The 21,916-nt window shown below is 69.6% G+C and carries 19 protein-coding genes and 1 pseudogene; 12 read left to right on the top strand and 8 right to left on the bottom strand.

What is annotated here, in order from left to right:
* The 5 genes from ACLEQD_RS11915 to ACLEQD_RS11895 all read left to right on the top strand — a co-directional run.
* Positions 1 to 580, top strand: a 580-nt coding sequence (locus tag ACLEQD_RS11915; protein ID WP_410383644.1) for a GIY-YIG nuclease family protein, incomplete at its 5' end; no start/stop codon positions are given.
* A 19-nt stretch (positions 581 to 599) separates the two neighbouring features.
* Entirely contained in the window at positions 600 to 1,712 is a 1,113-nt protein-coding gene (locus ACLEQD_RS11910) for a DUF3800 domain-containing protein (protein ID WP_410383642.1), read from the top strand.
* Between the two features lie 195 nt (positions 1,713 to 1,907).
* Positions 1,908 to 2,570, top strand: a complete 663-nt coding sequence (locus ACLEQD_RS11905; protein ID WP_410383640.1) for a serine hydrolase domain-containing protein — start codon at positions 1,908 to 1,910, stop codon at positions 2,568 to 2,570.
* Between the two features lie 29 nt (positions 2,571 to 2,599).
* A complete protein-coding gene (locus ACLEQD_RS11900; protein WP_410383639.1) occupies positions 2,600 to 3,220 on the top strand; it encodes a hypothetical protein in 621 nt (206 codons plus the stop codon).
* A gap of 48 nt (positions 3,221 to 3,268) precedes the next feature.
* On the top strand, positions 3,269 to 3,754 hold the full coding sequence (locus tag ACLEQD_RS11895; RefSeq protein WP_410383637.1) for a hypothetical protein: 486 nt from the start codon (positions 3,269 to 3,271) through the stop codon (positions 3,752 to 3,754).
* A 57-nt stretch (positions 3,755 to 3,811) separates the two neighbouring features.
* Here the strand turns inward: ACLEQD_RS11895 and ACLEQD_RS11890 are convergent.
* The 5 genes and pseudogenes from ACLEQD_RS11890 to rfbB form a co-directional block, all read right to left on the bottom strand.
* Positions 3,812 to 4,872, bottom strand: a pseudogene (locus ACLEQD_RS11890) (YihY/virulence factor BrkB family protein).
* Between the two features lie 144 nt (positions 4,873 to 5,016).
* Entirely contained in the window at positions 5,017 to 5,562 is a 546-nt protein-coding gene (gene rfbC / locus ACLEQD_RS11885) for a dTDP-4-dehydrorhamnose 3,5-epimerase (protein WP_410383635.1), read from the bottom strand.
* Positions 5,559 to 6,440: a glucose-1-phosphate thymidylyltransferase RfbA gene (rfbA, locus tag ACLEQD_RS11880; protein WP_410383633.1), complete on the bottom strand. Its 882-nt coding sequence runs from the start codon at positions 6,438 to 6,440 to the stop codon at positions 5,559 to 5,561. The genes rfbC and rfbA overlap by 4 nt, the downstream gene beginning before the upstream one ends.
* Positions 6,437 to 7,351, bottom strand: a complete 915-nt coding sequence (locus tag ACLEQD_RS11875; protein ID WP_410383631.1) for an SDR family oxidoreductase — start codon at positions 7,349 to 7,351, stop codon at positions 6,437 to 6,439. The genes rfbA and ACLEQD_RS11875 overlap by 4 nt, the downstream gene beginning before the upstream one ends.
* Positions 7,348 to 8,370: a dTDP-glucose 4,6-dehydratase gene (gene rfbB, locus ACLEQD_RS11870; protein ID WP_410383629.1), complete on the bottom strand. Its 1,023-nt coding sequence runs from the start codon at positions 8,368 to 8,370 to the stop codon at positions 7,348 to 7,350. The genes ACLEQD_RS11875 and rfbB overlap by 4 nt, the downstream gene beginning before the upstream one ends.
* 152 nt (positions 8,371 to 8,522) lie before the next feature.
* Between rfbB and fabG the strand changes: the two genes are divergently transcribed.
* From fabG to ACLEQD_RS11855, 3 genes are read left to right on the top strand one after another with little or no spacing between them, the layout of a single operon-like run.
* Positions 8,523 to 10,145: a 3-oxoacyl-ACP reductase FabG gene (gene fabG / locus ACLEQD_RS11865; RefSeq protein ID WP_410383627.1), complete on the top strand. Its 1,623-nt coding sequence runs from the start codon at positions 8,523 to 8,525 to the stop codon at positions 10,143 to 10,145.
* Positions 10,142 to 11,380, top strand: coding sequence for a beta-ketoacyl-ACP synthase (locus tag ACLEQD_RS11860; protein WP_171414111.1), 1,239 nt, complete (start codon positions 10,142 to 10,144; stop codon positions 11,378 to 11,380). Before fabG ends, ACLEQD_RS11860 begins: the two co-directional genes overlap by 4 nt.
* A gap of 17 nt (positions 11,381 to 11,397) precedes the next feature.
* Positions 11,398 to 11,829, top strand: a complete 432-nt coding sequence (locus ACLEQD_RS11855; protein WP_410383625.1) for an excinuclease ATPase subunit — start codon at positions 11,398 to 11,400, stop codon at positions 11,827 to 11,829.
* A 24-nt stretch (positions 11,830 to 11,853) separates the two neighbouring features.
* Here the strand turns inward: ACLEQD_RS11855 and ACLEQD_RS11850 are convergent, their stop codons facing one another.
* The 3 genes from ACLEQD_RS11850 to ACLEQD_RS11840 form a co-directional block, all read right to left on the bottom strand.
* Positions 11,854 to 13,461, bottom strand: a complete 1,608-nt coding sequence (locus ACLEQD_RS11850; RefSeq protein ID WP_410383623.1) for a hypothetical protein — start codon at positions 13,459 to 13,461, stop codon at positions 11,854 to 11,856.
* 88 nt (positions 13,462 to 13,549) lie between these two features.
* Positions 13,550 to 15,076 (bottom strand): CocE/NonD family hydrolase, encoded by a 1,527-nt coding sequence (locus ACLEQD_RS11845; RefSeq protein ID WP_410383621.1) that lies wholly within the window; start codon positions 15,074 to 15,076, stop codon positions 13,550 to 13,552.
* Positions 15,077 to 15,149: 73 nt separating this feature from the next.
* Entirely contained in the window at positions 15,150 to 15,779 is a 630-nt protein-coding gene (locus ACLEQD_RS11840; protein ID WP_410383619.1) for a GNAT family N-acetyltransferase, read from the bottom strand.
* Positions 15,780 to 15,943: 164 nt separating this feature from the next.
* Between ACLEQD_RS11840 and ACLEQD_RS11835 the strand changes: the two genes are divergently transcribed.
* The 4 genes from ACLEQD_RS11835 (at position 15,944) to ACLEQD_RS11820 (ending at position 21,449) form a co-directional block, all read left to right on the top strand.
* Positions 15,944 to 18,409 carry a PQQ-dependent sugar dehydrogenase gene (locus ACLEQD_RS11835; protein WP_410383617.1) on the top strand — a complete coding sequence of 822 codons (2,466 nt, stop codon included), beginning with the start codon at positions 15,944 to 15,946 and terminating at the stop codon, positions 18,407 to 18,409.
* A gap of 19 nt (positions 18,410 to 18,428) precedes the next feature.
* On the top strand, positions 18,429 to 18,629 hold the full coding sequence (locus ACLEQD_RS11830; RefSeq protein WP_410383615.1) for a hypothetical protein: 201 nt from the start codon (positions 18,429 to 18,431) through the stop codon (positions 18,627 to 18,629).
* Positions 18,626 to 19,120, top strand: a complete 495-nt coding sequence (locus tag ACLEQD_RS11825) for a DUF2243 domain-containing protein (RefSeq protein WP_410383613.1) — start codon at positions 18,626 to 18,628, stop codon at positions 19,118 to 19,120. The genes ACLEQD_RS11830 and ACLEQD_RS11825 overlap by 4 nt, the downstream gene beginning before the upstream one ends.
* Positions 19,121 to 19,292: 172 nt before the next feature.
* Positions 19,293 to 21,449, top strand: coding sequence for a M13 family metallopeptidase (locus tag ACLEQD_RS11820; protein ID WP_410383611.1), 2,157 nt, complete (start codon positions 19,293 to 19,295; stop codon positions 21,447 to 21,449).
* Positions 21,450 to 21,916: the final 467 nt, after the last annotated feature.

Here is a 21,916-nt window from a genome sequence, read left to right as displayed (position 1 = left end):
CGCGCGCCGCTACGTCGGCAATCCCTCACGGCACGTCGTTGGCCGGACGGTTACGGCAAAAGGCTCCGAGCAGCAGAAACTGCTGGAACGCATCGCGGAGCTGGAGCGCCGCGTGGCCGAAGACCTGGAGAAGCAACGAGCCATCTCCCAGGCCCAGCTCACGCGGACGGGGCACGTCTACGTCATCTCCAACATTGGCTCGTTTGGGGAAGGTGTGTTCAAGCTGGGAATGACGAGGAGGCTCGTGCCCCAGGACCGCATCGACGAGCTGGGGGATGCATCCGTGCCCTTCGAGTTCGACGTCCACGCCATCATCCGGACCTCGGACGCCCCGGCGCTGGAGAACGCACTCCACAAGACGTTCGCGAACAGGCGCGTCAACCGCATCAATGAGCGCAAGGAGTTCTTCCGCGTCAGCCTGGATGAGATCGCCCAGGCCGTGCGCAAGCACCACGGGGAGTTCGAGCTGACCCAGCTCGCGGAGGCCGCGGAGTACCGCAAGACAGTGGCACTCATCGAGGATGAGCACCAGAGCAGCAAATCCTCAAGAGTCGCTGCCCGGTCCGAGATCGCAGCTTGAACATTCATGGGACGGCACGATGAGTGACAAGCGACCGCCTGAGCAGTTGATAATGCCAGCCCTTCAGCCCTGGCTGAGTACGAAGCCAGTGGGCGAAGCGCTTGATGAAAAGCGGGCGGCAGCGCGCAGCAGCCTGCTCAAGGCACTGGCCGACTCAAATTTTGCAACCATCGAGCAGAGGGTTTGCCTTATTCTGCGCGACTTCCCGGAAACGCGAGACAGCGACACAGCGCTGCTCATCAGATACTGGAGAAAATTTCAATCAGACATTCTTCTGGAGTGGAGGCCATTTCAAATGGAGGCGCTCTTCGACCTTGAGAAGATGGAGTCCATTTCACGTGCCAGACGGCACGTACAGAATGACCTGGAGCTTTTCCAGGCGACGCCTCGTACGCTTTCTCTTCGAGGAGAAGCACAGATAGAACTTCATCAGTATCTGGCCACGAGGCATGAAGGGGCGCCCGAACTGAGATTCTATCTAGATGAAACTGGCAATGATCCTCAAAGCCGCTTCACGGGTATCGGTGGCATCTGCATTCTTGACTGGCGACAGTTCGAAATGCAGCACGAAGCACTAAAATATTGGCGCGACAAACAGGGCTGGCCCGAAACGCTCCACTTCAACAAGGTGACAACCGACATTGGGCCTTACCTGAAGCTTCTGGCCGAACTCAAAAAGCGCCGAGCGGGAATTTTATTCACGGGTTACGCGGCCCCCGCTCGACGCAACAAGCAGGAGATGTACATTGCACTGATCGGACAACTGGTCACAGATGCATTGAAGCGCGCCGAAAGCCTGGGTTGCCTCAATTCGCCCCGAACCATGACCATCATCAAGGAGCGCGAGGATGGGTTCGACGCACTTTACTTGAAGGCGCTGGAGGCTTCTCTCCACGAGCTGCTTGCAAGAGATTTCCCGGGCCGTGTGTACCTTGAAGCTGTGACCCCCATGCCTAAAGGACGTGAGGTCCTGCTCGAATGCGCTGATATCATAGCCTCAGGCATGTATCGGCGAGAAGTTTCCGGTGGGCGTCACAGCAAGGACGTCCTCGCGGAAGCAGTCATGAATACGGCTGGCTTTGAAGACAGTAACGATCCAGGGGCACTCTATCGATATTTCACACCTAAATGATCCCCAAAGGCTCTTCGAGTCAGAGCGCTCTACCCCTGCGAGAGTGACGCACCGCAAGGCGTCTGGCGCAGGCGCGTCCTCACCACGCTCCTGAGCGTTGGTACGTGCAGTGGATCGTCTCCCTCGACGAGTTCTTCTGCAATACCTCCATGGCACGCGACTACGGCTGGGCCCCGATGGGCCGGCGCTCACCTCATGACCATGTCGACAGGTCTCGCCTGTGACGACGACGACCCGGCATCATCTGGGAACGAAGACCGGCTCGAAGACAGCGTGCCGGATTGGTACAAGTACACGCTGGACCTTCCGATGGTGCGCGCGCCCGGAGAGAAGGCCGTGTACTGCTCCGCGAACATCAACCTGCTGGGCGGCGTCCTCCGCAACACCACCCGCACCTGGATCCCCGAGTTCTTCACCAGGAACGTCGCCACGCCCCTCCAGATGCGCGGCTACCATCTGGACCTCATGCCCGACGGCGAGCAGTACCTCGGCGGCGGCATCTACATGCGCCCCCGAGACGCGCTGAAGCGCGGGCAGTTCTACCTCTCCGGTGGGACCTGGAACGGAAAGCGCGTTGTGAGCCAGCGCTGGGTGGAATGCTCCACCGCGAACCATTCAACGATAGGAGACGGACGGACCTACGGCTACACGTGGTGGCGCCATGAGCTCCGCGTCGGCGACCGTGTGTATTCGAAGTGCGAGGCCAGCGGGAACGGCGGACAACTGGTGATGGTCGTCCCGGAGCTGGACCTCGTCGTGCTGTTCACCGCGGGCAACTACAACCACGTCGCCATCTGGCGGAAGTTCCGTGAGGCTCTGCTGCCCCGGTACCTCCTGGCCACGGTCACCGGCAAATGACCGCTCCTCTGATACCCTCCCCGGCCGTCATGAAAACGCCCTGCCTGCTCCTGATGGCCCTGACGTGCGCCCTCTTCCTCCCCGCCTGCGGTGAGCCCGAGTGCACTCCGGAGAGCTGCGCGAACGGCTGCTGCTCCGTGAGCAACGTGTGCGTTCTCGATCTTGGCGACTCCGTCTGCGGCTCCAACGGCGCCCACTGTGAGAGCTGTCCCGACGGCAATGTCTGTCGGCTCGATACCCGGGCCTGTTACGCGGGCGTGATGCGGACGCGGGTGCAGCCCCGCCGGGCCGTCATCGCGGACGTGGACCCGGACACGGGCGAGGACTGGGATTCCGACGGCTCCCCGCCCGACGTCGTCGTGGAGATGCGCTGCCCCTCCGCTCCGGAGCGCACCCGCACCGCCGAGGACGAAGACTGGGAGCCCGAATGGCGCTCGGGCAGCTGTGAGGTCATCACGTCCAACCTCCTCCAGCACCCCATCGCGATCTCCATCTTCGACAACGATGACTTCACCTTCGATGACGAGTTCGGCGGCACCTCCTACCAGGTCACCCGCGCGGACCTGAACCGGGGCCACATCGAGCTCGCGTTTCCTCCCATCGTGGAGTCCCTGGTCATCGAGCTGACCCACACCTATTCGACCCAATGAGCAGTCCGCCGCTGTAACCGTCCCGGCGCCCGGGGCGTAGCCCAGTGCATGCGCCCTCTCGCCCTGCTCCTGCCGCTCCTGTTCGCCAGCGCCTGCGGTCCCTCCTCCTCCGTGGATGAGGGGCTCGGCGTCATCCAGGAACTCGACACGTCCGAACAGGGCATCACCGCGTTCGTGCGCTCCGGCCAGTACAGCTCCTGGCTCGCGGAGCCCTCCGTCCACGACACGCGCGCCCCTCACGGCAGCAAGGTCCGCGTCTTCTTCAACGACGTCGTCGCGCGCTCGCTCCGGGAAGGCAATGCCACCCATCCCCTGGGCAGCATCGTGGTGAAGGAGCTCTTCGAGGACGACGGGAAGACGCTCCGGGGCCACGCGCTGGACGTGAAGGTCGCGGAAGGGCCCGGCAAGGACACCTGGATCTTCTACGAGGGCTTCGGCCCGGCCTACTCCAACAACTACTACGGCCGCGCCCACTCCTCCTGTCACGGCTGCCATTCCGACGGGAAGGACTACGTCACCTCTCCGCTCCCCTGAAAACACAACGGGCGGCCCCCTCGCGAGGACCGCCCGCCCTGCAAGGCCTTGCCGTGCCTACCGCGCCGCGGACTTGCGGCGCATCAGGAACACGCCCAGGCCCACGCCCGCGGCCCACTTCGCCGCCGCGGCCAGGGGCGTCTTGCCCAGGGGCACCGGCTGACTCTGGTAGCGCGGCTGGGGCGGGACCGGACGGAAGTCCGTGGCGCCGGGCAGTTTCGCGCCCTGCTGCTCCGCCTCCGACTTCGTGACGTTCGGGCCCGGCGCATCCGGGTCGCGCGCGCCCGGCGACTTCCCGTCCGGCGACTTGTGCTCGAGGATGCCGTTGATCTCCGCCCCAGCAGCACGACGATGCAGGAGATCTGCATCCACAGCAGCATCACGATGACACCGCCGATGGCGCCGTAGTTCACGTCATACGAGCCGAAGTTCGCCACGTACTTCGAGAATCCCCACGAGGCGAGCACCCAGATGACCACGCTCACCACCGAGCCCGGGGTGATGAACTTGAACTTCTGCTTCACGTTCGGAAGCACGTAGTACAGCACCGCCAGCAGCAGCATCATCAGGATGCCGGCCACCGGCATGCGCAACCACAAGACGACGCTCGACAGCGGGTCGCCCAGCTTGTCCGCCACCGCGGGCGTGACGATGGCGACGATGGCCGCCAGCACCACCGTCACCGCCGTCCCCAGCGTCGTCAGCAGCGCGATGCCGCGCTTCTTCCAGAACGGGCGCTCCTCCTCCACGCCGTACACGGTGTTGAGGGCCTCCATCAGCGCCACCACGCCTCCGGACGCGGCCCAGACGGCGCCCACGCCACCGACGGTCAAGAGCCCCACCGGGTTGCTGCTCGCCAGCGCCTCCAGCCGCTCGCCCAGGATGTTCGTCACCTCCTGGGGCGCCACCTTCGACAGCTCACGGATGAGCTGCTGCGCCTGGTGCGGATCAATCAGCACGCCGGCCAGCGACACGAGGAACAGCAGGAACGGGAACAGCGCCAGGATGGCCGAGAACGTCAGCGCGCTCGCGACGTTGCCGACCTTGTCGCGTCCCCACTCGTCCTTGAGGGACTTGAAGAACTCCTTCCAACGCATTCCCTTGCCGGGCAAGACCATGCCTTCTCCTCCTCGGAGGAGATTGGGCATTCCATCCCCCGGCTGGCTTCCATCCCGGGGACGCTGCCTGCCTCCCTGCCTGCTTACCGCGCAGCACCCGTGAAGCGGCAAGTCCCCCCTTCACGCCCGCCCGTCCGCTCTGTTTCAGTAGGAAGGCAACACTTGCGCGTCCTTCAGCCGGGGCGCGCGCTGATCCTTCGCCGACAGCAGCGGCTCCTTCACGGGCCAGGGGATGGCCAGGTCCGGATCATCCCAGGCCACGCTCCGCTCGGACTCCGGGGCGTACAGCGCGGTGCACTTGTAGAAGAAGTCCGCCGAGTCGCTCAGCACGCAGAACCCGTGCGCGAAGCCCGGGGGGATCCACAGCTGCCACTTGTTGCCGGACGACAGCTCCGCCCCCATCCACCGGCCGAACGTGGGCGAGCCCTTGCGCACGTCCACCACCACGTCCCAGACCGCGCCCGCCAGCACCTGCACCAGCTTCCCCTGCCCGTTCGGCTCCTGGAAGTGCAGGCCCCGCAGCGTGCCCCGCACCGACCGCGACAGGTTGTCCTGCACGAAGGCGCTCGGGATGCCCGCGTCCTGGTAGCGCTGGGCGTGGAAGGTCTCCACGAAGAAGCCCCGCGAGTCCCCGAACACGCGGGGCTCCAGCAGCAGGACCCCGGGCAGCTCCGTCGTCTGCACCTTCATGGCGCCGTCCCCCGGGTCCCCAGGAGGGCCTTCAGGTACTGGCCGTAGTCGTTCTTCAGCATGGGCTCCGCGAGCGCCTCCAGCCGCGCCTCGTCGATGTAGCCCATGCGGTAGGCGATCTCCTCAGGGCAGGCGATCTTCAGGCCCTGCCGGCGCTCGATGATCTCGATGAACGACGAGGCCTGCATCAGCGACTCGTGCGTCCCGGTGTCCAGCCACGCGTAGCCGCGCCCCATCAGCTCCACCGTGAGCTGGTCGCGCCGCATGTACTCCGCGTTGACGTCGGTGATCTCCAGCTCACCGCGCTTGCTGGGCTTCAGCGCGGCGGCGATGTCCAGCACCTGGTTGTCGTAGAAGTACAGCCCCGTGACGGCGTAGTGGGACTTCGGCTTCGCGGGCTTCTCCTCGATGCTGATGGCCCGGTTGCCCGGCGCCAGCTCCACCACGCCGTAGCGCTGCGGATCCGTCACCTGGTAGCCGAACACCGTCGCCCCGGACGCGCGCCGCACCGCCCGCCGCACCAGCTCGCTCAGGCCGTCCCCGTAGAAGATGTTGTCCCCCAGGATGAGCGACACGGCGTCGTTGCCCACGAAGTCCCGGCCAATGACGAACGCCTGCGCCAAGCCCTCCGGCCGGGGCTGCTCCGCGTACTGGAAGGACATGCCCCACTGCTCGCCGTCGCCCAGGAGGTCGCGGAAGCGCGGCAGGTCGTGCGGCGTGGAGATGATCAGCACCTCCCGGATGCCCGCCAGCATCAGCGTGGTCAGCGGGTAGTAGATCATCGGCTTGTCGTAGACGGGCAGCAGTTGCTTGCTCACCACGAGCGTCAGCGGATACAGGCGCGTCCCCGAGCCTCCCGCGAGGATGATCCCCTTCATCCCGCCTCCCCGGCCCGGGCCTCGAGCCAGCTCGCGTGGAAGCGCCGCAGGGACTCCGCCAGCGCCAGCGGCTTCTCCGACAGCTGCTCCCGCGCCTTGTCCGTCAAGAGCCCGCTCTTCAGCGGCCGGGGCGCTGACAGCTTCAGGTCCGCCATCCGCGTGGGCACCACCAGGCCCGCGTCGAAGCCGAACACCTGGCACAGCGCCCGCCCGAAGGCCACGCGGTCCAGCACCGTGCCGCCGCAGGTGTTCCACGTCCCGCCCAGCCGCCGCTCGCCCAGCTCCACCAGCATCGCGGCCACGTTGTCCGCGAAGCTGGGGGACACGACCTGATCCTCGAAGAGCTTCACCGGCTGCCCCGCCGACAGCGTCTTCACCAGCCACGCGCCGAAGTTGAGCCGGCCCTCCACCGGAGGCCAGCCATACACCACCGCGGTCCGGGCAATCGCGCACCCGGGCGAGAGCACGCGCGCGGACTGCTCGCCCAGGTGCTTCGTCACCGCGTAGACGCCGCGCGGGTTGGGCACCGCGTCCTCACCGTAGGGCCCCGCGTCGCCGTCGAAGACGTAGTCGGTGGACACGTGCACCAGGTGCGCGCCGGCCTCGCGCGTCCAGCGGGCCACCGCCGCCGTGGCGGTGACGTTCGCGGCGTACGCGGCCTCGGGCGCCTTCTCGCAGGCGTCCACCTCCGTCATGGACGCGCAGTGCAGGACGACCTCCGGGGACAGCCGCCCCAACGCGGGCGCCACGTCCGCCTCGCGCGTGAGGTCCAGCGCCTCGTAGTCGAACATCCCCAAGGCACGGCGCGGGCCCTTCCCCACTCCGACCACCGAGTGCCCCCGCGCGGCCAGCAGCGCGCACGCCCGGCGCCCCACCAGCCCGTTCGCTCCCGTCACGACGAAGCGGCTCATGCTCCGTTCCCCCGGCGCGTCAGCGTCACGGTGCCGCGGTACGCACCGCTCAGCACGCGCTCCCACCACTCCGGGTGCTCCACGTACCAGCGCACCGTGTCCGCCAGCCCCGCTTCGAAGGAGTGCGTGGGCGTCCAGCCCAGCTCGCGCCGGCTCTTCGCGGGGTCGATGGCGTAGCGGCGGTCGTGCCCCAGCCGGTCCGTGACGAACTCGATGAGCGACTCCGGCTTGCCCAGCGCCGCGAGGATGCCCTTCACCAGGTCCAGGTTCTTGCGCTCCGCGCCGCCGCCCAGGTTGTAGACCTGCCCCGCGCGTCCCCGCTCCAGCGCCTGGAGCAGCCCCTGGCAGTGGTCCTCCACGTGCAGCCAGTCGCGCACGTGCTGGCCGTCGCCGTAGACGGGCAGCCGCTGGTTCCTCAGCGCGTTCACCACCATGCGGGGGATGAGCTTCTCCGGGAACTGGTAGCGGCCGTAGTTGTTCGAGCAGCGGGTCACCACCACGTCCAGGCCGTAGGTGTGGTGGTACGCCAGGGCCAGCAGGTCCGCGCCCGTCTTGGACGCGGAGTAGGGGCTGGAGGGCTGGAGGGGCGATTCTTCCGTGAACGCCCCGGACGGCCCCAGCGAGCCGTACACCTCGTCCGTGGAGACCTGCACGAACCGCCGCACGCCGTGCACGCGGCAGGCCTCCAGCAGGTGCTGCGTGCCCAGGACGTTGGTGGTGACGAAGACGGCCGGGCCCTCGATGGAGCGGTCCACGTGGCTCTCCGCGGCCAGGTGGAGGACGCTGTCGATGGCGTGCTCCTGGAGCACCCGGTCCACGCACGCCCGGTCGCCCACGTCGCCGTGCACGAAGACGTGGCGGGCGTCGTCCTCCAGGCCGGCGAGGTTCTCCAGGTTGCCGGCGTAGGTGAGCCGGTCCAGGTTGACGACCTTCCAGTCCGGCCGCTCGCGGAGCAGGTAACGGACCAGGTTGGACCCGATGAAGCCGCACCCTCCCGTGACCAGGACGTTCGTTGACATGGACCCAACCTTGGGGGACGCGTGGGCGGCCCTGGCTACTGTGTGGAAGTCCCCCCGTCAAGGCGCCTCCGGCGCGCTTGTAAGGGCGGGCTGGAGGGTTGTAAGGGAACGCGCGCGTGTCACCGCGACCTCCTCACGGCCCGGGCGGACCCTTGCACATCCATCAGCTGGTCACCCGCCTGGCCTGGGGTGACGCGATTGGCAACCAGGTGCGCTACCTCCAGAGCCTGCTGCGCTCCTGGGGCCACACCTCCGAAATCTACGCGGACTCCTGGGACGACGCGTGCCGCGACCAGGTGCGCGCCGCCAGGAGCTACCCGCGCGAGGCCACCCGCGACACGGTGCTGCTCGTGCACCACAGCTTCGAGTCGAGGCAGGTGCAGCTCATCGCCCGGGCGCGCGGGCGCAAGCTGCTCGTCTACCACAACATCACCCCCGCCCGGCTCTTCGAGGGCTACGACCGGGGCGCGGTGCTCGCGTGCGACGCCGCCCGCCTGGAGCTGCTCGCGCTGCGCCCGCACGTGGACGGCGCCTTCGCCTACTCGCGCTTCAGCGCGGAGGAGCTGGTCGCCGCGGGCTACCCGCGCGTGGACGTGCTGCCCTTCGCCATCGACTGGAACGCGTTCGACACGCCGCCGGATCCGGCGCTGATGGCGGAGCTGGACGACGGCTGCTCCAACATCCTCTTCGTGGGCCGCGCGGTGCCCAGCAAGTACGTGGACGACGTGCTGCGCGTCTTCACCGCGTACCAGCGCCTGTACCAGCCCAGGAGCCGCCTGCTCATCGCGGGCAACCTCCACCGCGACGCGCCGTATGGCGGCTTCCTGCACGGCCTCAAGGACCTGCTCGGCCCGGACCGCATCCAGTTCCTGGGCCGCGTCAGCGCCGCGCAGCTGTCCGCGTGCTTCGCGTCCGCCACGGCCTACCTCTCCATGAGCCGGCACGAGGGCTTCGGCGTGCCGCTGCTGGAGGCCATGTACCGCGACGTCCCCGTCGTCGCGTACGGCGCCGCGGCCGTCCCGGAGACGATGGGCGGCGCGGGGCTCACCACGTTCTCGCGCGAGCCCATGGACGTGGCGCAGCTGCTCGCGGTGCTGGAGCGCGAACCCGCGCTGCGCCAGCAGGTGCTCACCGCGCAGCGCGCCCGCGTGGCCGCGCTGTCCCAGAAGGCCGTGGCCGCGCAGGTGCGCGAGGCGGGCCGCGAGGCGCGCGTGCTCCAGTTCGACGTGGCGGACCGCGCGGGCACGCAGGCCGCGCTGCTCCAGGACGTGGAGGCCCACGGCTGCTACTACGGCGTGGTGTGCAACGCGGGCATTGCGCGCGACAACGCCTTCCCCGCCATGACGGCCGACGAGTGGGACAGCGTCATCCACACCAACCTGGACGCCTTCTACAACGTGCTCAACCCGCTCACGATGCCGCTGGTGCGCCGCAAGAAGCCGGGCCGCATCGTCACGCTGGCGTCCGTGTCCGGCCTCATGGGCAACCGGGGCCAGGTGAACTACAGCGCCGCCAAGGCGGGCATCATCGGCGCGACGAAGGCGCTGGCGGTGGAGCTGGCCAAGCGCAACATCACCGTCAACTGCGTGGCGCCGGGCCTCATCGACACGGAGATGGTGCCTCCGGAAGTCCTGGAAGAGGCGCTGAAGATCATTCCCGCCCGCCGGATGGGCAGGCCCGAGGAGGTCGCCGCCGCGGTGAGCTTCCTCATGGCGGAGGACGCGGGCTACATCACGCGGCAGGTGATTTCGGTGAACGGGGGGATGATCGGATGAAGCGCGTGGTGGTCACCGGAGTCGGTGCGCTGAGCCCCCTGGGACACGACTGGAAGACGGTCGAGGCGCGGCTGCGTGCGCGTCAGAACGCCGTCCAGGTGATGGAGCCCTGGAAGGAATACGAAGGCCTGAACACGCGGCTGGGCGCGCCCGCCCTGCCCTTCGAACTGCCGCCGTCCGCGTACTCGCGCAAGACGACGCGCACCATGGGCCGCGTGGCCCTGATGGCGACGCGGGCCAGCGAGCTGGCGCTCCAGGACGCGGGCCTGCTGGGCGACCCCCTGGTGAAGGGGGGCCGGATGGGCATCGCCTACGGCTCCTCCGCGGGGACGCCGGAGAACATGGGCGACTTCGGCAAGATGATCACCCACAAGACGACGGAGGGCATCACCGCGACGACGTACCTGCGGATGATGTCCCATACGGCGGCGGTGAACATCGGCGTCTTCTTCGGCATCACCGGCCGCATCATCACCACGTCCAGCGCGTGCACCTCCGGCAGCCAGGGCATCGGCTACGCGTACGAGGCCATCAAGCTGGGCCGCCAGGTGGCGATGCTCGCGGGCGGCGCGGAGGAGCTGGACGCCACGGGCGCGGCGGTGTTCGACACCCTCTTCGCCACCAGCACGAAGCACAACGAGGCGCCGCACCAGTCCCCCCGCCCCTTCCACGCCCAGCGCGACGGGCTGGTGCTGGGCGAGGGCGCGTGCACGCTGGTGCTGGAGGAGCTGGAGCACGCCAAGGCGCGCGGCGCCACCATCCACGCGGAGCTGCTGGGCTACGGCACCAACAGCGACGGCCGCCACGTCACGCAGCCCAACGCGGACACCATGGCGGAGGCCATGCGGCTGGCGCTGGAGGACGCGGGCGTGCCTGCCTCCGCCATCCCCTACGTCAACGCGCACGGCACGGCGACGGATACGGGCGACGTGGCGGAGAGCGCGGCGACGAAGGCCGTCTTCGGAGACAAGGTCGCCATCTCCAGCCTCAAGAGCTACATGGGCCACACGCTGGGGGCCTGCGGCGCGCTGGAGGCGTGGATGAGCATCCAGATGATGCGCTCGGACTGGTTCGCGCCGACGCTGCACCTGACGGCGGACTCCGTGGATCCGAAGTGCGCGCCGCTGGACTATGTCATGGGCGAGGGACGTGCTTTGCAGACGGACCTGGTGATGAGCAACAACTTCGCCTTTGGCGGCATCAACACGTCGTTGATCTTCCGCCGCTGGCCTTGATGTCTGGAGACCCCGCGATGAAGAAAGCCCTCCTGTTGCTGGCCCTGACCGCCGCCACCCCCGCGCTGGCGCGCGACACCGTGACGAAGGTGAAGCTGGCGGACGTGCTGGCCCTGCCGGAAGCCAAGGAGAAGCTGGACGGAACGGTGAAGTTCTACCTGGACGGCGCGAAGACGCCCAACGTGCTCAAGACGCTGGGCAGCGACACCACGAACAAGAAGACCAACGGCGTGGGCAAGTCGGATGACTACGCCTGCAAGTGGGCCGCCCTCTCCGCGCTCATCGCCCTGCAGGAGGGCGCGAAGAAGAACGGCGCCAACGCGGTCGTCCACATCGTGAGCTACTACAAGAAGGTGGAGAGCAAGAGCGCCACCGAAATTGAGTGCCACGCCGGCAGCTTCGTCACGGGCGTCGCGCTCAAGGGCGACTACGCCACCATCGCCAGGTAGTCCCGTGCCCGCGCGCGGCGGCCGCTACCGCCGCGCCGGCACCTGGATGCGGCAAACGCTCTCGGGCGCCAGGCTCCGCGAGCGCATCCAGGCCTCCAGGTCGCGGTCGAGGCGCTCGGCGGCCTCCGCGTTGAAGCGGCGGTTGTCCTGGAGCCTCCAGCCCCGCGGGGCGTTTCCCGAGTAGCCATTCACCGTGGGCACGCCGCGCTCGCAGGACGCCCACACCGCGTCCAGTTGGTACTTCCACTCCCGCGCCTTGCCGGACGTCGGCGCGTAGAAGAAGGTCGCGCAGCCGGGCGGGATGCGCGCGGCCACCGCCTCCACGTCCGCGCGGGCTTCGTGCCAGTCATACGCGGGGCCGGTGAGCCCCTGCTCCAGCAGGCACAGCGCGCCCAGGCCCACCGCCAGCGCCGCGCGGCCGGAGTCCCACTGCCGCTGGAGGTACAGGGCCAGGCCCACGGCCGCGGGCACCAGCAGCCACATCCCGATGCGGGCCAGGGCCCGGATGGCCGCCGCGCCGGGCACGCCGTGGAAGACGAGCCACCAGGGCGTGTAGCCGCCGGGGTAGCGCGAGGCGAGCAGCACGGTGGCCACCGCCACGACGAGCAGCAGCTGCACGGCGGGCCGCGAGCGCGCCTGCCACAGGCCGAGGCCCGCCAGCACCGGGGTGACGAAGCCGAAGCCCAGCCGGTGCTCCCACCCCGACGGCAAGCGCCGGAACCGGGAGAAGCCGTCCATCCACCCGTACAGCCAGCTGTCCGGGCCCATGGAGAACCAGCTCCAGACGCGCGGCACCATGGGCACGACTTCGTCGAAGGTGCGCAGGCCCACCGTGCCGATGGCCTGGCGCGCGTGCAGGATGAGGGGCGCGAGCAGCGCCAGCCCCACGACGCCGAAGCCCGCGAGCGCCGGGAGGTGGCGGCGCAGCGCCGTCAGGAGCGGGCCGCGCGTGTCCCGGAGGATGAGCCCGGCGAGGAACGCCAGCAGCAGGAAGAAGAAGAGGAACCAGCCCCAGTAGAAGCCCGCGTAGAGCTGCGCCACGCACGCGCCCACGAGCAGCGCGGCCCAGGCCACCCCGCGCCGCCGGTCCGTCTCCGGCCGCGTCAGCGCGACCACCGCGCCCACCGCGAGGAGCGCGAAGAACTGTCCCTCCAGCTGCGGGTGGTTGAGCTGGTTGACGCGCGGCGCGCCGGCCGTGAAGAGCACCGCGCCCACCACCGCCGGAAGGACGCGCAGGCCAAACCCCCGGCGCAGGAGCCACACCGCCGCCGCGTAGTTCAGCGCGGCCATGGCGAGCGCCCACGCCTGCCACGACAGCTCGGCGCCCAGGCCGAAGCCGCGCCACACCCAGTAGAGCGGCGCCACGCCCAGGAGCACCTCCGAGTACGCCGCGACGTTGGGCTCGGGGTGGAACATGGGAGGATCCCAGAAGCGCGCATGCGCCGGGTCTCCCGACACGAAGCGCCAGCCGTGCTCCAGGATGTAGTTGCAGAAGCGCACGTCGCCCTCGTCCCCCTGCATGAGGCGCAGCCCGGACAGGAGGGCGGAGTGGTGCGACAGCAGCAGCGCCAGCACGCCGCCACCGAGGACGAGCAGGGCGGCGCGGGTGCGCTCCGAGGCGGCGGTTCCCATGGGCGCCGGGAGCGTTAACACACCGGCCCCGCCCCCTGGAACGACGGAGGGCGCCTGAACCGCGCCCCCCGTCCCTGCTCCGGAGGGCTCAGCGCAGCGGCAGGTCCAACCAGGACGGCCCGCCGAGCGACACCGTCGCGCCCGTGCTGTTCGCGTCCAGGTAGAGCGGGTCCTCCGTGTCGACGACGAGCGCCAGCCGGTGCAGCACGGGGAGGTCGTAAGCGGTGGCGGGGAACGCCAGGTCCAGGTCGAGCGGCACGCCCGGCGTCGCGCCCTTCCAGCTCAGGGGCACGTGGGTGATGAGGCCGCCGTAGTCGCCCAGGAGGTCATACAAGTAAGCCACGACCGTCCCCGAGGAAGTGGAGGGCGTGACGCGCAGGCGCAGGGCCACCGAGCCACGGATGGAGAGGCCGCTCAGGGTGGTGGACGACGTCCAGACGCCCGCGTTGAGGCGGTTCACGCCCGGCAGCCAGACCACGGGCGGGATGCCCGTCAGCGCCTGGAGTCCGTTGGTCAGCAGCGCCACGCCCGCGTCGGCGGAGGTGTCGAAGCCGGACCAGACGACCCGCGAGCCGCCCGACGTGGGCGAGCCGCCCAGGGTGCCGGTGCCATCCAGCAAGCGGATGGCGCCCAGGCCGTAGCGCTGCGAGCTCCGGGAGACCTGGGCCCACGACGCGTAGCCCTCCACGTCACCGTCGTAGGTGCGCAGCACGACGGGCGCCTCGCGGGAGATGCCGGTGTCCACGCCCGCGACGTACTGGTCCATCCAGCGCGTCACGCTGGTCCAGACGTGGTTGGGCAGGCCCACCAGGCCGGTGGCCTCCACGACGGCGTGGTCGCCCGGGGAGAACTCCAGCCGCTTGGGCCCGGTGAGCTGGCCATAGAACGACACCAACTGGTTGGGCGGGAAGAGGCTGTCGCCGTAGGCGTTGGCCATCAGGATGGCGGGCTTGTTGACGTTGATCCGGTCGAGGTACGTCGCCGCCGAGCGCACGCGGCCCCAGGCCTTGATGGACTCGAGGTCCTGGTTGGCGAAGTAGTGGTCGATGGTCGTGCGCAGCTCCGGGCCAGGCCGGCCCAGCAGCGTCGCGGCGAGGTCCAGCAGCGCCACCGCCTGCGGACGCCGCGTCTCCCCGCCGAACAGCGACGCCACCAGGTCCGACCAGCCGGAGAGCACCGCCACCGCCTTCACGCGAGCGTCGAAGCCGGAGGCGATGAGCGAGATGCCCGCGCCATACGAGACCCCGGCGAGCCCGATGCGCGTCGCATCCGCCGTCGTGTTGGCGACCATCCAGTCCAGGACGCGAGACGTGTCCGCGATGTCCGCGGGTCCCGCCGTATCAATGCCACCGCCGGACGCCCAGAAGCCGCGCGGCGTGTAGGAGAGCGCCACGTAGCCCTTCTGCGCCAGCGCGCTGGCCTGGGCCAGGTACTCCAGGTCGTTGAGCCCCCAGCTCGAGATGAAGACCACGGCCGGATGCGGGCCCGGCGTCGTGGGCGCGACGTAGTTGGCCTTGAGCACCGTGCCGTCGCTCGTCGCGATGTCGACGAACCGGAAGCCCGTGGTCGGCAGCGCCAGGCTCGTGAGCGGCAGCAGCAGGAACAACAGGACCACGGGCAAACGCTTGCACCACGCAGGGGGCTTCAACGTCATGGAGACACCTCGGGGGCGGCTGATGTTCGTTGTTTCAGAGCAGCTGCTGTCCCAGCACGTCGAAGGCCTCGGCGGGGGTCGCGGCGGCACGGCTTGTCGGGTACTCGTCAGCGAGCAGCGTCCAGACCATCATGTCCCGGAGCACGCCGTCGGGTGCGACGAGCCGCTGCCGCAACGTGCCTTCGTGGACGAAACCCAACCTCCGGGCGACCGCCGCGCTGGGCACGTTGCGGGGGTCGCAGTGGATCTCCACCCGGCGCACGCCCTCCAACTCGAAGGCGACGCGGGTGAGGGCTCCGGCGACTTCCGTCGCGAGCCCCCCGCCCGTGTGGCCGGCCGAAATCCAGTAGCCGATCTCCAGCGCGCCCTCCCCCACCCGGGGATGCAGTCCGGTGCCTCCGAGGACCTCGGAGCCGTCGCGATTGAACACGCCGTAGGCGAAGTCCTGTCCCAGGTCGAACAGCCCGCGCATCCGGCGCAACTGCCCCGCCTGCTGCGCCACGGTCATGGGATAGCGCTTCGCCCACTCCATCCAGGGACGCAGGTGCTCCAGATTGGCTTCGATGGCGCGGAGTGCCAGCGGAGCGTCGGCCGGCGACCAGCAGCGGAGCACGGTGTGCTCGGTCTGGACTGTGTATGCGGGACGAAACGCGGTTGGAGTCATGACTCCTCCATGAGTGGCCAACCGCCTGAACGTAGTCGATCCCCGGCCTTCATCTCTCCGCGCATTGGCTGACAGCCACCCGGGCCCGGGGGCCAGATGCCCGCCGGGAGGCGCATTGACAGCTTCCCGCATCCCGGACGCTCCCGCCCTGGAGGGATGCTTTCATGCTGTCACCGCGACGCTGTCCGCCTTGCCTCGCTGTCCTGCTGGCGCTGTGTCTGGGAGGGTGGCCACGGGCCGAGGCCCAGCCTCTGGCCCCCCTCGCCCTGCCCGCGGGCTTCTCCTCCGAGCCGGTGGTCACGGGCCTGCAGTACCCGACGACGTTCGCGAGCCTCCCCGATGGACGCCTCCTCATCGCGGAGAAGGCAGGCGTGGTCCGGCTCCTCAAGGACGGCGTCCTCCAGCCCGTGCCCTTCCTCGACATCCAGGGGCGGGTGAACTCGCACCATGACCGCGGGCTGCTGGGGCTGGCGGTGGATCCGGCCTTCGCCACCAACGGCTACATCTACCTGCTCTACACGTACGACGCCGCCGACACGGATGACGCCGGACCCAAGACGTCGCGGCTGGCGCGCTACAGCGCCGTGGGGGACCTGGCCTCGTCCGCCAGCGAGCTCGTGCTGCTCGGCGCCGCCGTGGCCAGCTCCTGCAATGACCTGCCCGCGGGAGCGGACTGCATCCCCTCCGACAGCGCCTCGCACTCCGTGGGCAGCCTCCGCTTCGCGCCGGACGGCACCCTCTTCGTGACGTCAGGGGATGGGGCCCGCTTCGACGCGGTCGATGACGACGCGCTGCGGGCGCAGAGCCTGGACTCCCTCGCGGGCAAGGTGCTGCGCATCACCCGCACCGGCCAGGGCGTGGCCTCGAACCCGTTCTGGAACGGAGACGCCAGCGCCAACCGCTCCAAGGTGTGGGCGCTGGGGCTGCGCAATCCCTATCGCTTCAGCCTGCGCCCGGGCACCTCCACGCCCTACCTGGGCGACGTCGGCTGGAACACCTACGAGGAGATCAACGTCGCGCTGCCGGGGTCGAACCTGGGCTGGCCCTGCTACGAGGGCCCCTTCCGCCAGCACGGCTACGAACCCAAGCCCGTCTGCCAGGCCCTCTACGCCCGGGGCCCCGGCGCGGTGAGGGCTCCGCTGTATTCCTGGGACCACGGCGTCGGCCAGACGGCCACGGGCGGCGCCTTCTACATGGGCACCGCGTACCCGGAGGCGTGGCAGGGCGCCTACTTCTTCGGCGACTACACCCAGCAGTGGATCCGCTCCCTGCGGGTGGATGCGAATGATCAGCTCGTGCCCGGCAGCGTGACGCAGTTCGCGACCGGGGTGGGCGGGATGGTGGAGCTCGGCATCGGGCCGGACTCCAACCTCTTCTTCGTGGACATCCTCGCGGGGGAGCTGCGCCGCCTCCGCTACACGGCGGGCAACACGCCGCCCACGGCGGTGGCCTCCGCGACGCCGGGCCGGGGTGAGCCGCCCCTGCTCGTGCGCTTCTCCAGCGCGGGCTCCAGCGACCCGGACGGGGACGCGCTCCAGTACCGCTGGGACTTCGGGGACGGCTCCCCCGAGTCCACGCTGCCCGCCCCGGAGCACACGTATGCGGTGACTGGCTTCTACGTGGCCCGGCTGACCGTCAGCGACGGGCGCGGCGGCAGCCACTCCGCCGCCGTGAGCGTCACCGTGGGCAACGCGCTCCCGGTCGTGACCATCGACTCGCCCTCGCCGGCGTACCGCTTCAAGGTCGGCGACGTGGTGACCTACTCGGGCTCCGCGGTGGACCCCACCGAGGGCCCCATCCCCGGCGACCGGCTGAGGTGGACCATCACCCTGCGCCACTGCACGTCGGGCACCTGCCACACCCATCCGTACTCCACGAGCACGGGGGCGACCGGCGCCTTCACCGTCCCGGACCACGGTGACGAGGTGCACTTCGACATCAAGCTGACCGCGATGAACTCGACGGGGCTGACGAGCAGCCGGCTCATCACCGTGGATCCGCGGCTGGTGCAGGTGACGCTCCAGACCTCCCCGCCGGGGCTGGAGCTGGTGTTCGACGGCACGAGCGGGCCGGCGCCCCGCGTCCGTCCGGTCATCGTCGGCTCCACGCACACGCTGGGCGCTCCGTCGCCGCAAGGCACCTTCGAGTTCCGCGAGTGGTCGGACGGCGGGGCCGCGGAGCACGTCATCCAGGCCGGTGCGAGCGACGCCAGCTACACGGCCATCTTCGAGTCCGTCGCGCCCATGGAGTGCCCGCAGGGACAGTACCGGGCGGAGTACTTCGGCAACCGGGACCTGGAGGGCGCCCCGGCGCGGGTGCGCTGCGAGGGGGCGCCGCTCGCGAAGTTCTGGGGCACGGGCCGCCCCGTGCCGGAGGTCGGGCCTGACGACTTCTCCGTGCGCTGGACGGGGCGGTTCTACTTCGTGTCAGGCCTGTTCTACTTCCTCGCCCAGGCGGATGACGGCATCCGCGTGTACGTGGACGGCTCGCGCATCATCGACGCGTGGAGGGACCAGTCGACCACGAGCTTCATCGTGGGCCGCTGGATGAGCTCCGGCGAGCACACGGTGGTCATGGAGTACTACGAACACGACGCCGACGCCGTGGCGGCGCTCCGCTGGAGCCGCTGATCCGGGAGGCACCACGCGCATGCGACGGCTCAACACCCTCACCCTCCCGGCCGCGCTGTTCGCGAGCAGCGCGGTGTCCGCCTGCGAGACGTGCCGCCCGGCGGTGGAGGCCGGCATCTTCAACGAGCACTTCTGGGGGCGGCTGGCCATCACCCTGCTGCCCTTCGCCGTCGTCCTGTGCGTCGTGGCGCCGCTGCACTTCCTGGGGCGCGAGCGATGAGCCGGATGCACCGGGGGCCGCTGCTCTCCGCGGGAGTGATGCTGGGCGTGGGGCTGGGCGGCTTCGTCGACGGCATCCTCCTGCACCAGATCCTTCAATGGCACAACATGCTCTCCAGCCACCTGCCGCCGGACACGCTGGTGAACGCCAAGGTGAACATGTTCTGGGACGGCCTCTTCCACGCCTTCACCTGGCTCATGACCTTCAGCGGCCTGGTGCTGCTGTGGCGCGCGGGCCTGCGGCCGGACGTGCCGTGGTCCACGCGCACCTTCACCGGGTGCCTGCTGGGCGGCTGGGGCCTCTTCAACGTCGTCGAAGGCCTCATCGACCACCAGCTCCTCGGCGTGCACCACGTGCGCACCGGCCCTTCACAGGCCGCCTGGGACGTGGGCTTCCTCCTCTTCGGGCTGGCCCTGCTGCTCGCGGGCGGCGCGCTCCTGCGCGCGGGCCGTGGGGACGTCACGCCCCGGGGGGCCGCCGTCCGCCCTTGAGCCCGGAGGACGGCACCGCACCGCGCCATCGTCCCGGGGTTCAAGCCCGGCCTGCGAGCGCGCTGGGCGCCTGGAATGCAATGGCTGGGATGAAACCGCCGTTTGCGCTGTTGGGGATGCGCCCGCGTGCGCCAGAGTGCGCCACCCCGTTCGGGCACATCCAGGAGCCTCCATGTCGTTCCGTTCCAGACCGCCCTTTGGCGCCGCGCGCATGACGCTCGGCGTCTGCGCGTCCGCGCTCATCACCGCGTGCGCCTCCACCGCGCCCGCGGAGAAGTCCCCGCCTCAGGCCCAGGCCGCCGCAACCCCGGCCCCCGCGCCCGCGGCCCCCGCCGCTCCCAAGCCGCACTTCGGGAGCTTCGGCGTCGACACCCCGGGCATGGACACGTCCGTGGCCCCCGGCGACGACTTCTACCGCTACGTCAACGGCAAGTGGGTGGACTCCACGGAGATCCCTCCGGACCGCTCCGCCTACGGCATGTTCACGCGGCTGGCCGAGGACGCCTCGCAGCAGACGCGAGCGCTGCTGGAGGCCGCCGCGAAGTCGGACGCCCCCGCCGGCAGCGAGGAGCGCAAGCTGGGTGACTACTACGCCAGCTTCATGGACGAGGCCGCCATCGAGGCCCGGGGCGCCGCGCCGCTCAAGCCGGAGCTGGACCGCATCGCCGCCGTCGCCAACCGCAAGGACCTGGCCACGCTGCTGGGCACCACCCTGCGCAGCGACGTGGATCCGCTCAACACCGGGCAGGCCACCACGGAGCGCCTCCTGGGCCTGTGGGTGGCGGAGGACCTGAACGACCCCAGCCGCTACGCCGCCTACCTCCTCCAGGGCGGCCTGGGCATGCCGGACCGCGACTTCTACCTGAAGGACACGCCGCGCTTCAAAGAGGTGCGGGAGAAGTACCAGCAGCACATCGCCGTCCAGCTGAAGAACGCCGGCATCCCCGACGCGGAAGCCAAGGCCCGCGCCATCTTCGGCCTGGAGAAGAAGATCGCCCAGGCCCACTGGGCGGCCCAGGACACGCAGGACGTGTCCAAGGTGAACAACCCCTGGAAGCAGGCGGACTTCGCGAAGAAGGCGCCCGGCATGGACTGGGCCGCGTACTTCGCCAGCGCCGGCCTCACGCCCCAGAAGGACTTCATCGTCTGGCAGCCGTCCGCCATCACCGGCATCGCGAAGCTCGTGGGCAGCGAGCCCGTCCAGACGTGGAAGGACTACCTGGCCTTCCACGCCATCATGCGCGGCACGCAGTACCTGCCCAAGGCCTTCGTGGACGCGGGCTTCGACTTCGCCGGCCGCACCATGTCCGGCGCGCAGCAGCTGCGCGAGCGCTGGAAGCGCGGCGTGGACTTCACCAACGGCGCCATGGGCGAGGCCGTGGGCAAGCGCTACGTGGAGAAGCACTTCCCGCCGGCGGCCAAGGCCGAGGCGGACGTGATGGTGCGCAACATCCTGGCCGCCCTGGGCCGCCACATCGACGCGCTCGCGTGGATGTCCCCGGAGACCAAGGCCCGCGCCAAGGAGAAGCTGGGCACGGTGCAGGTGGGCATCGGCCACCCGGACACCTGGCGTGACTACTCCGGGCTGGAGATCGTCAAGGGGGATGCCTTCGGCAACGCGGAGCGCGCGAACCTCTTCGAGCACCAGCGCAACCTGGCCAAGCTGGGCAAGCCCGTGGACCGCAAGGAGTGGTTCATGACGCCCCAGGAGGTCAACGCGCTCAACTCGCCGCAGCAGAACTCCATCATCTTCCCGGCCGCCATCCTCCAGCCGCCCTTCTTCGACCCGAACGCGGATCCGGCCGTGAACTACGGCGGCATCGGCTCCGTCATCGGCCATGAAATCATCCACAGCTTCGACGACGTGGGCGCGCAGTTCGACGCGCAGGGCAAGCTGGCCAACTGGTGGACGCCCAAGGACCTGGAGCAGTTCAAGGCCGCGGGCCAGGCGCTGGCCGCCCAGTTCAGCGCGTACAAGCCCCTGCCGGACATGAACGTGAACGGCGAGCTGACGCTGGGAGAGAACATCGCCGACGTGGCGGGCATCTCCATCGCGCATGACGCCTACGTGATGTCCCTGGGCGGCAAGCCGGCGCCCACGCTGGACGGCTTCACGGGCGAGCAGCGCTTCTTCATGGGCTTCGCCCAGGTGTGGCGCAACAAGTTCCGCGAGCCGCTGCTGCGCCGGCTGCTCGTGACGGATGGGCACTCGCCGGGCATGTTCCGCGCGGCCACGGTGCGCAACCAGGACGCGTGGTACCCGGCGTTCGGCGTGAAGCCCGGCCAGGGCCTCTACCTCCCGCCGGAGCAGCGCGTGAAGGTCTGGTAGTCGGAGTCCCACCCGCACCGGGCGCACGAAGGCCGTGCGTCCGGTGCGCGGCCCTCCAGCTTCGTGGACCTGGCCGCCGTGGGCGAGGACGTCCTCGGCACCGTGCCCGGCAACGACTGGGAGGAGCTGAGCGGCACCTCCATGGCCACGCCCATCGCCGCGCGCTGAGCCCCCCCCGGCCTCCACGCTGGGTAGGTCCCCAGCCCACACAGGCAGAGAGTTTTTTCCGGCGCGGGCGCAACATCCCCCACCCCCGTGAGACAATCCGGGGGTTCCAGTTTGTGCAGAGGGGGAAGTCCGTGTCCGTCCGCATTCCGTCCGCTGGTGTCCCGCAGACACGCCTGCCCGAGTCGCAGCCCGTCGCGCCGCGCGCGCCCATCAGTCCTTCACGGGGCTACGCGACCCACGACACCTTCCACGCGGACGCCGGTGAGCTTGGCCGCCGGGGCCGCACCCAGCGCGCGGCG

The organism is Corallococcus sp. 4LFB (assembly GCF_046520365.1).
Classification (GTDB): domain Bacteria; phylum Myxococcota; class Myxococcia; order Myxococcales; family Myxococcaceae; genus Corallococcus; species Corallococcus caeni.
Note: the sequence above shows the minus strand (reverse complement) of the source record. Positions and strands in the feature narration are given on the sequence as shown.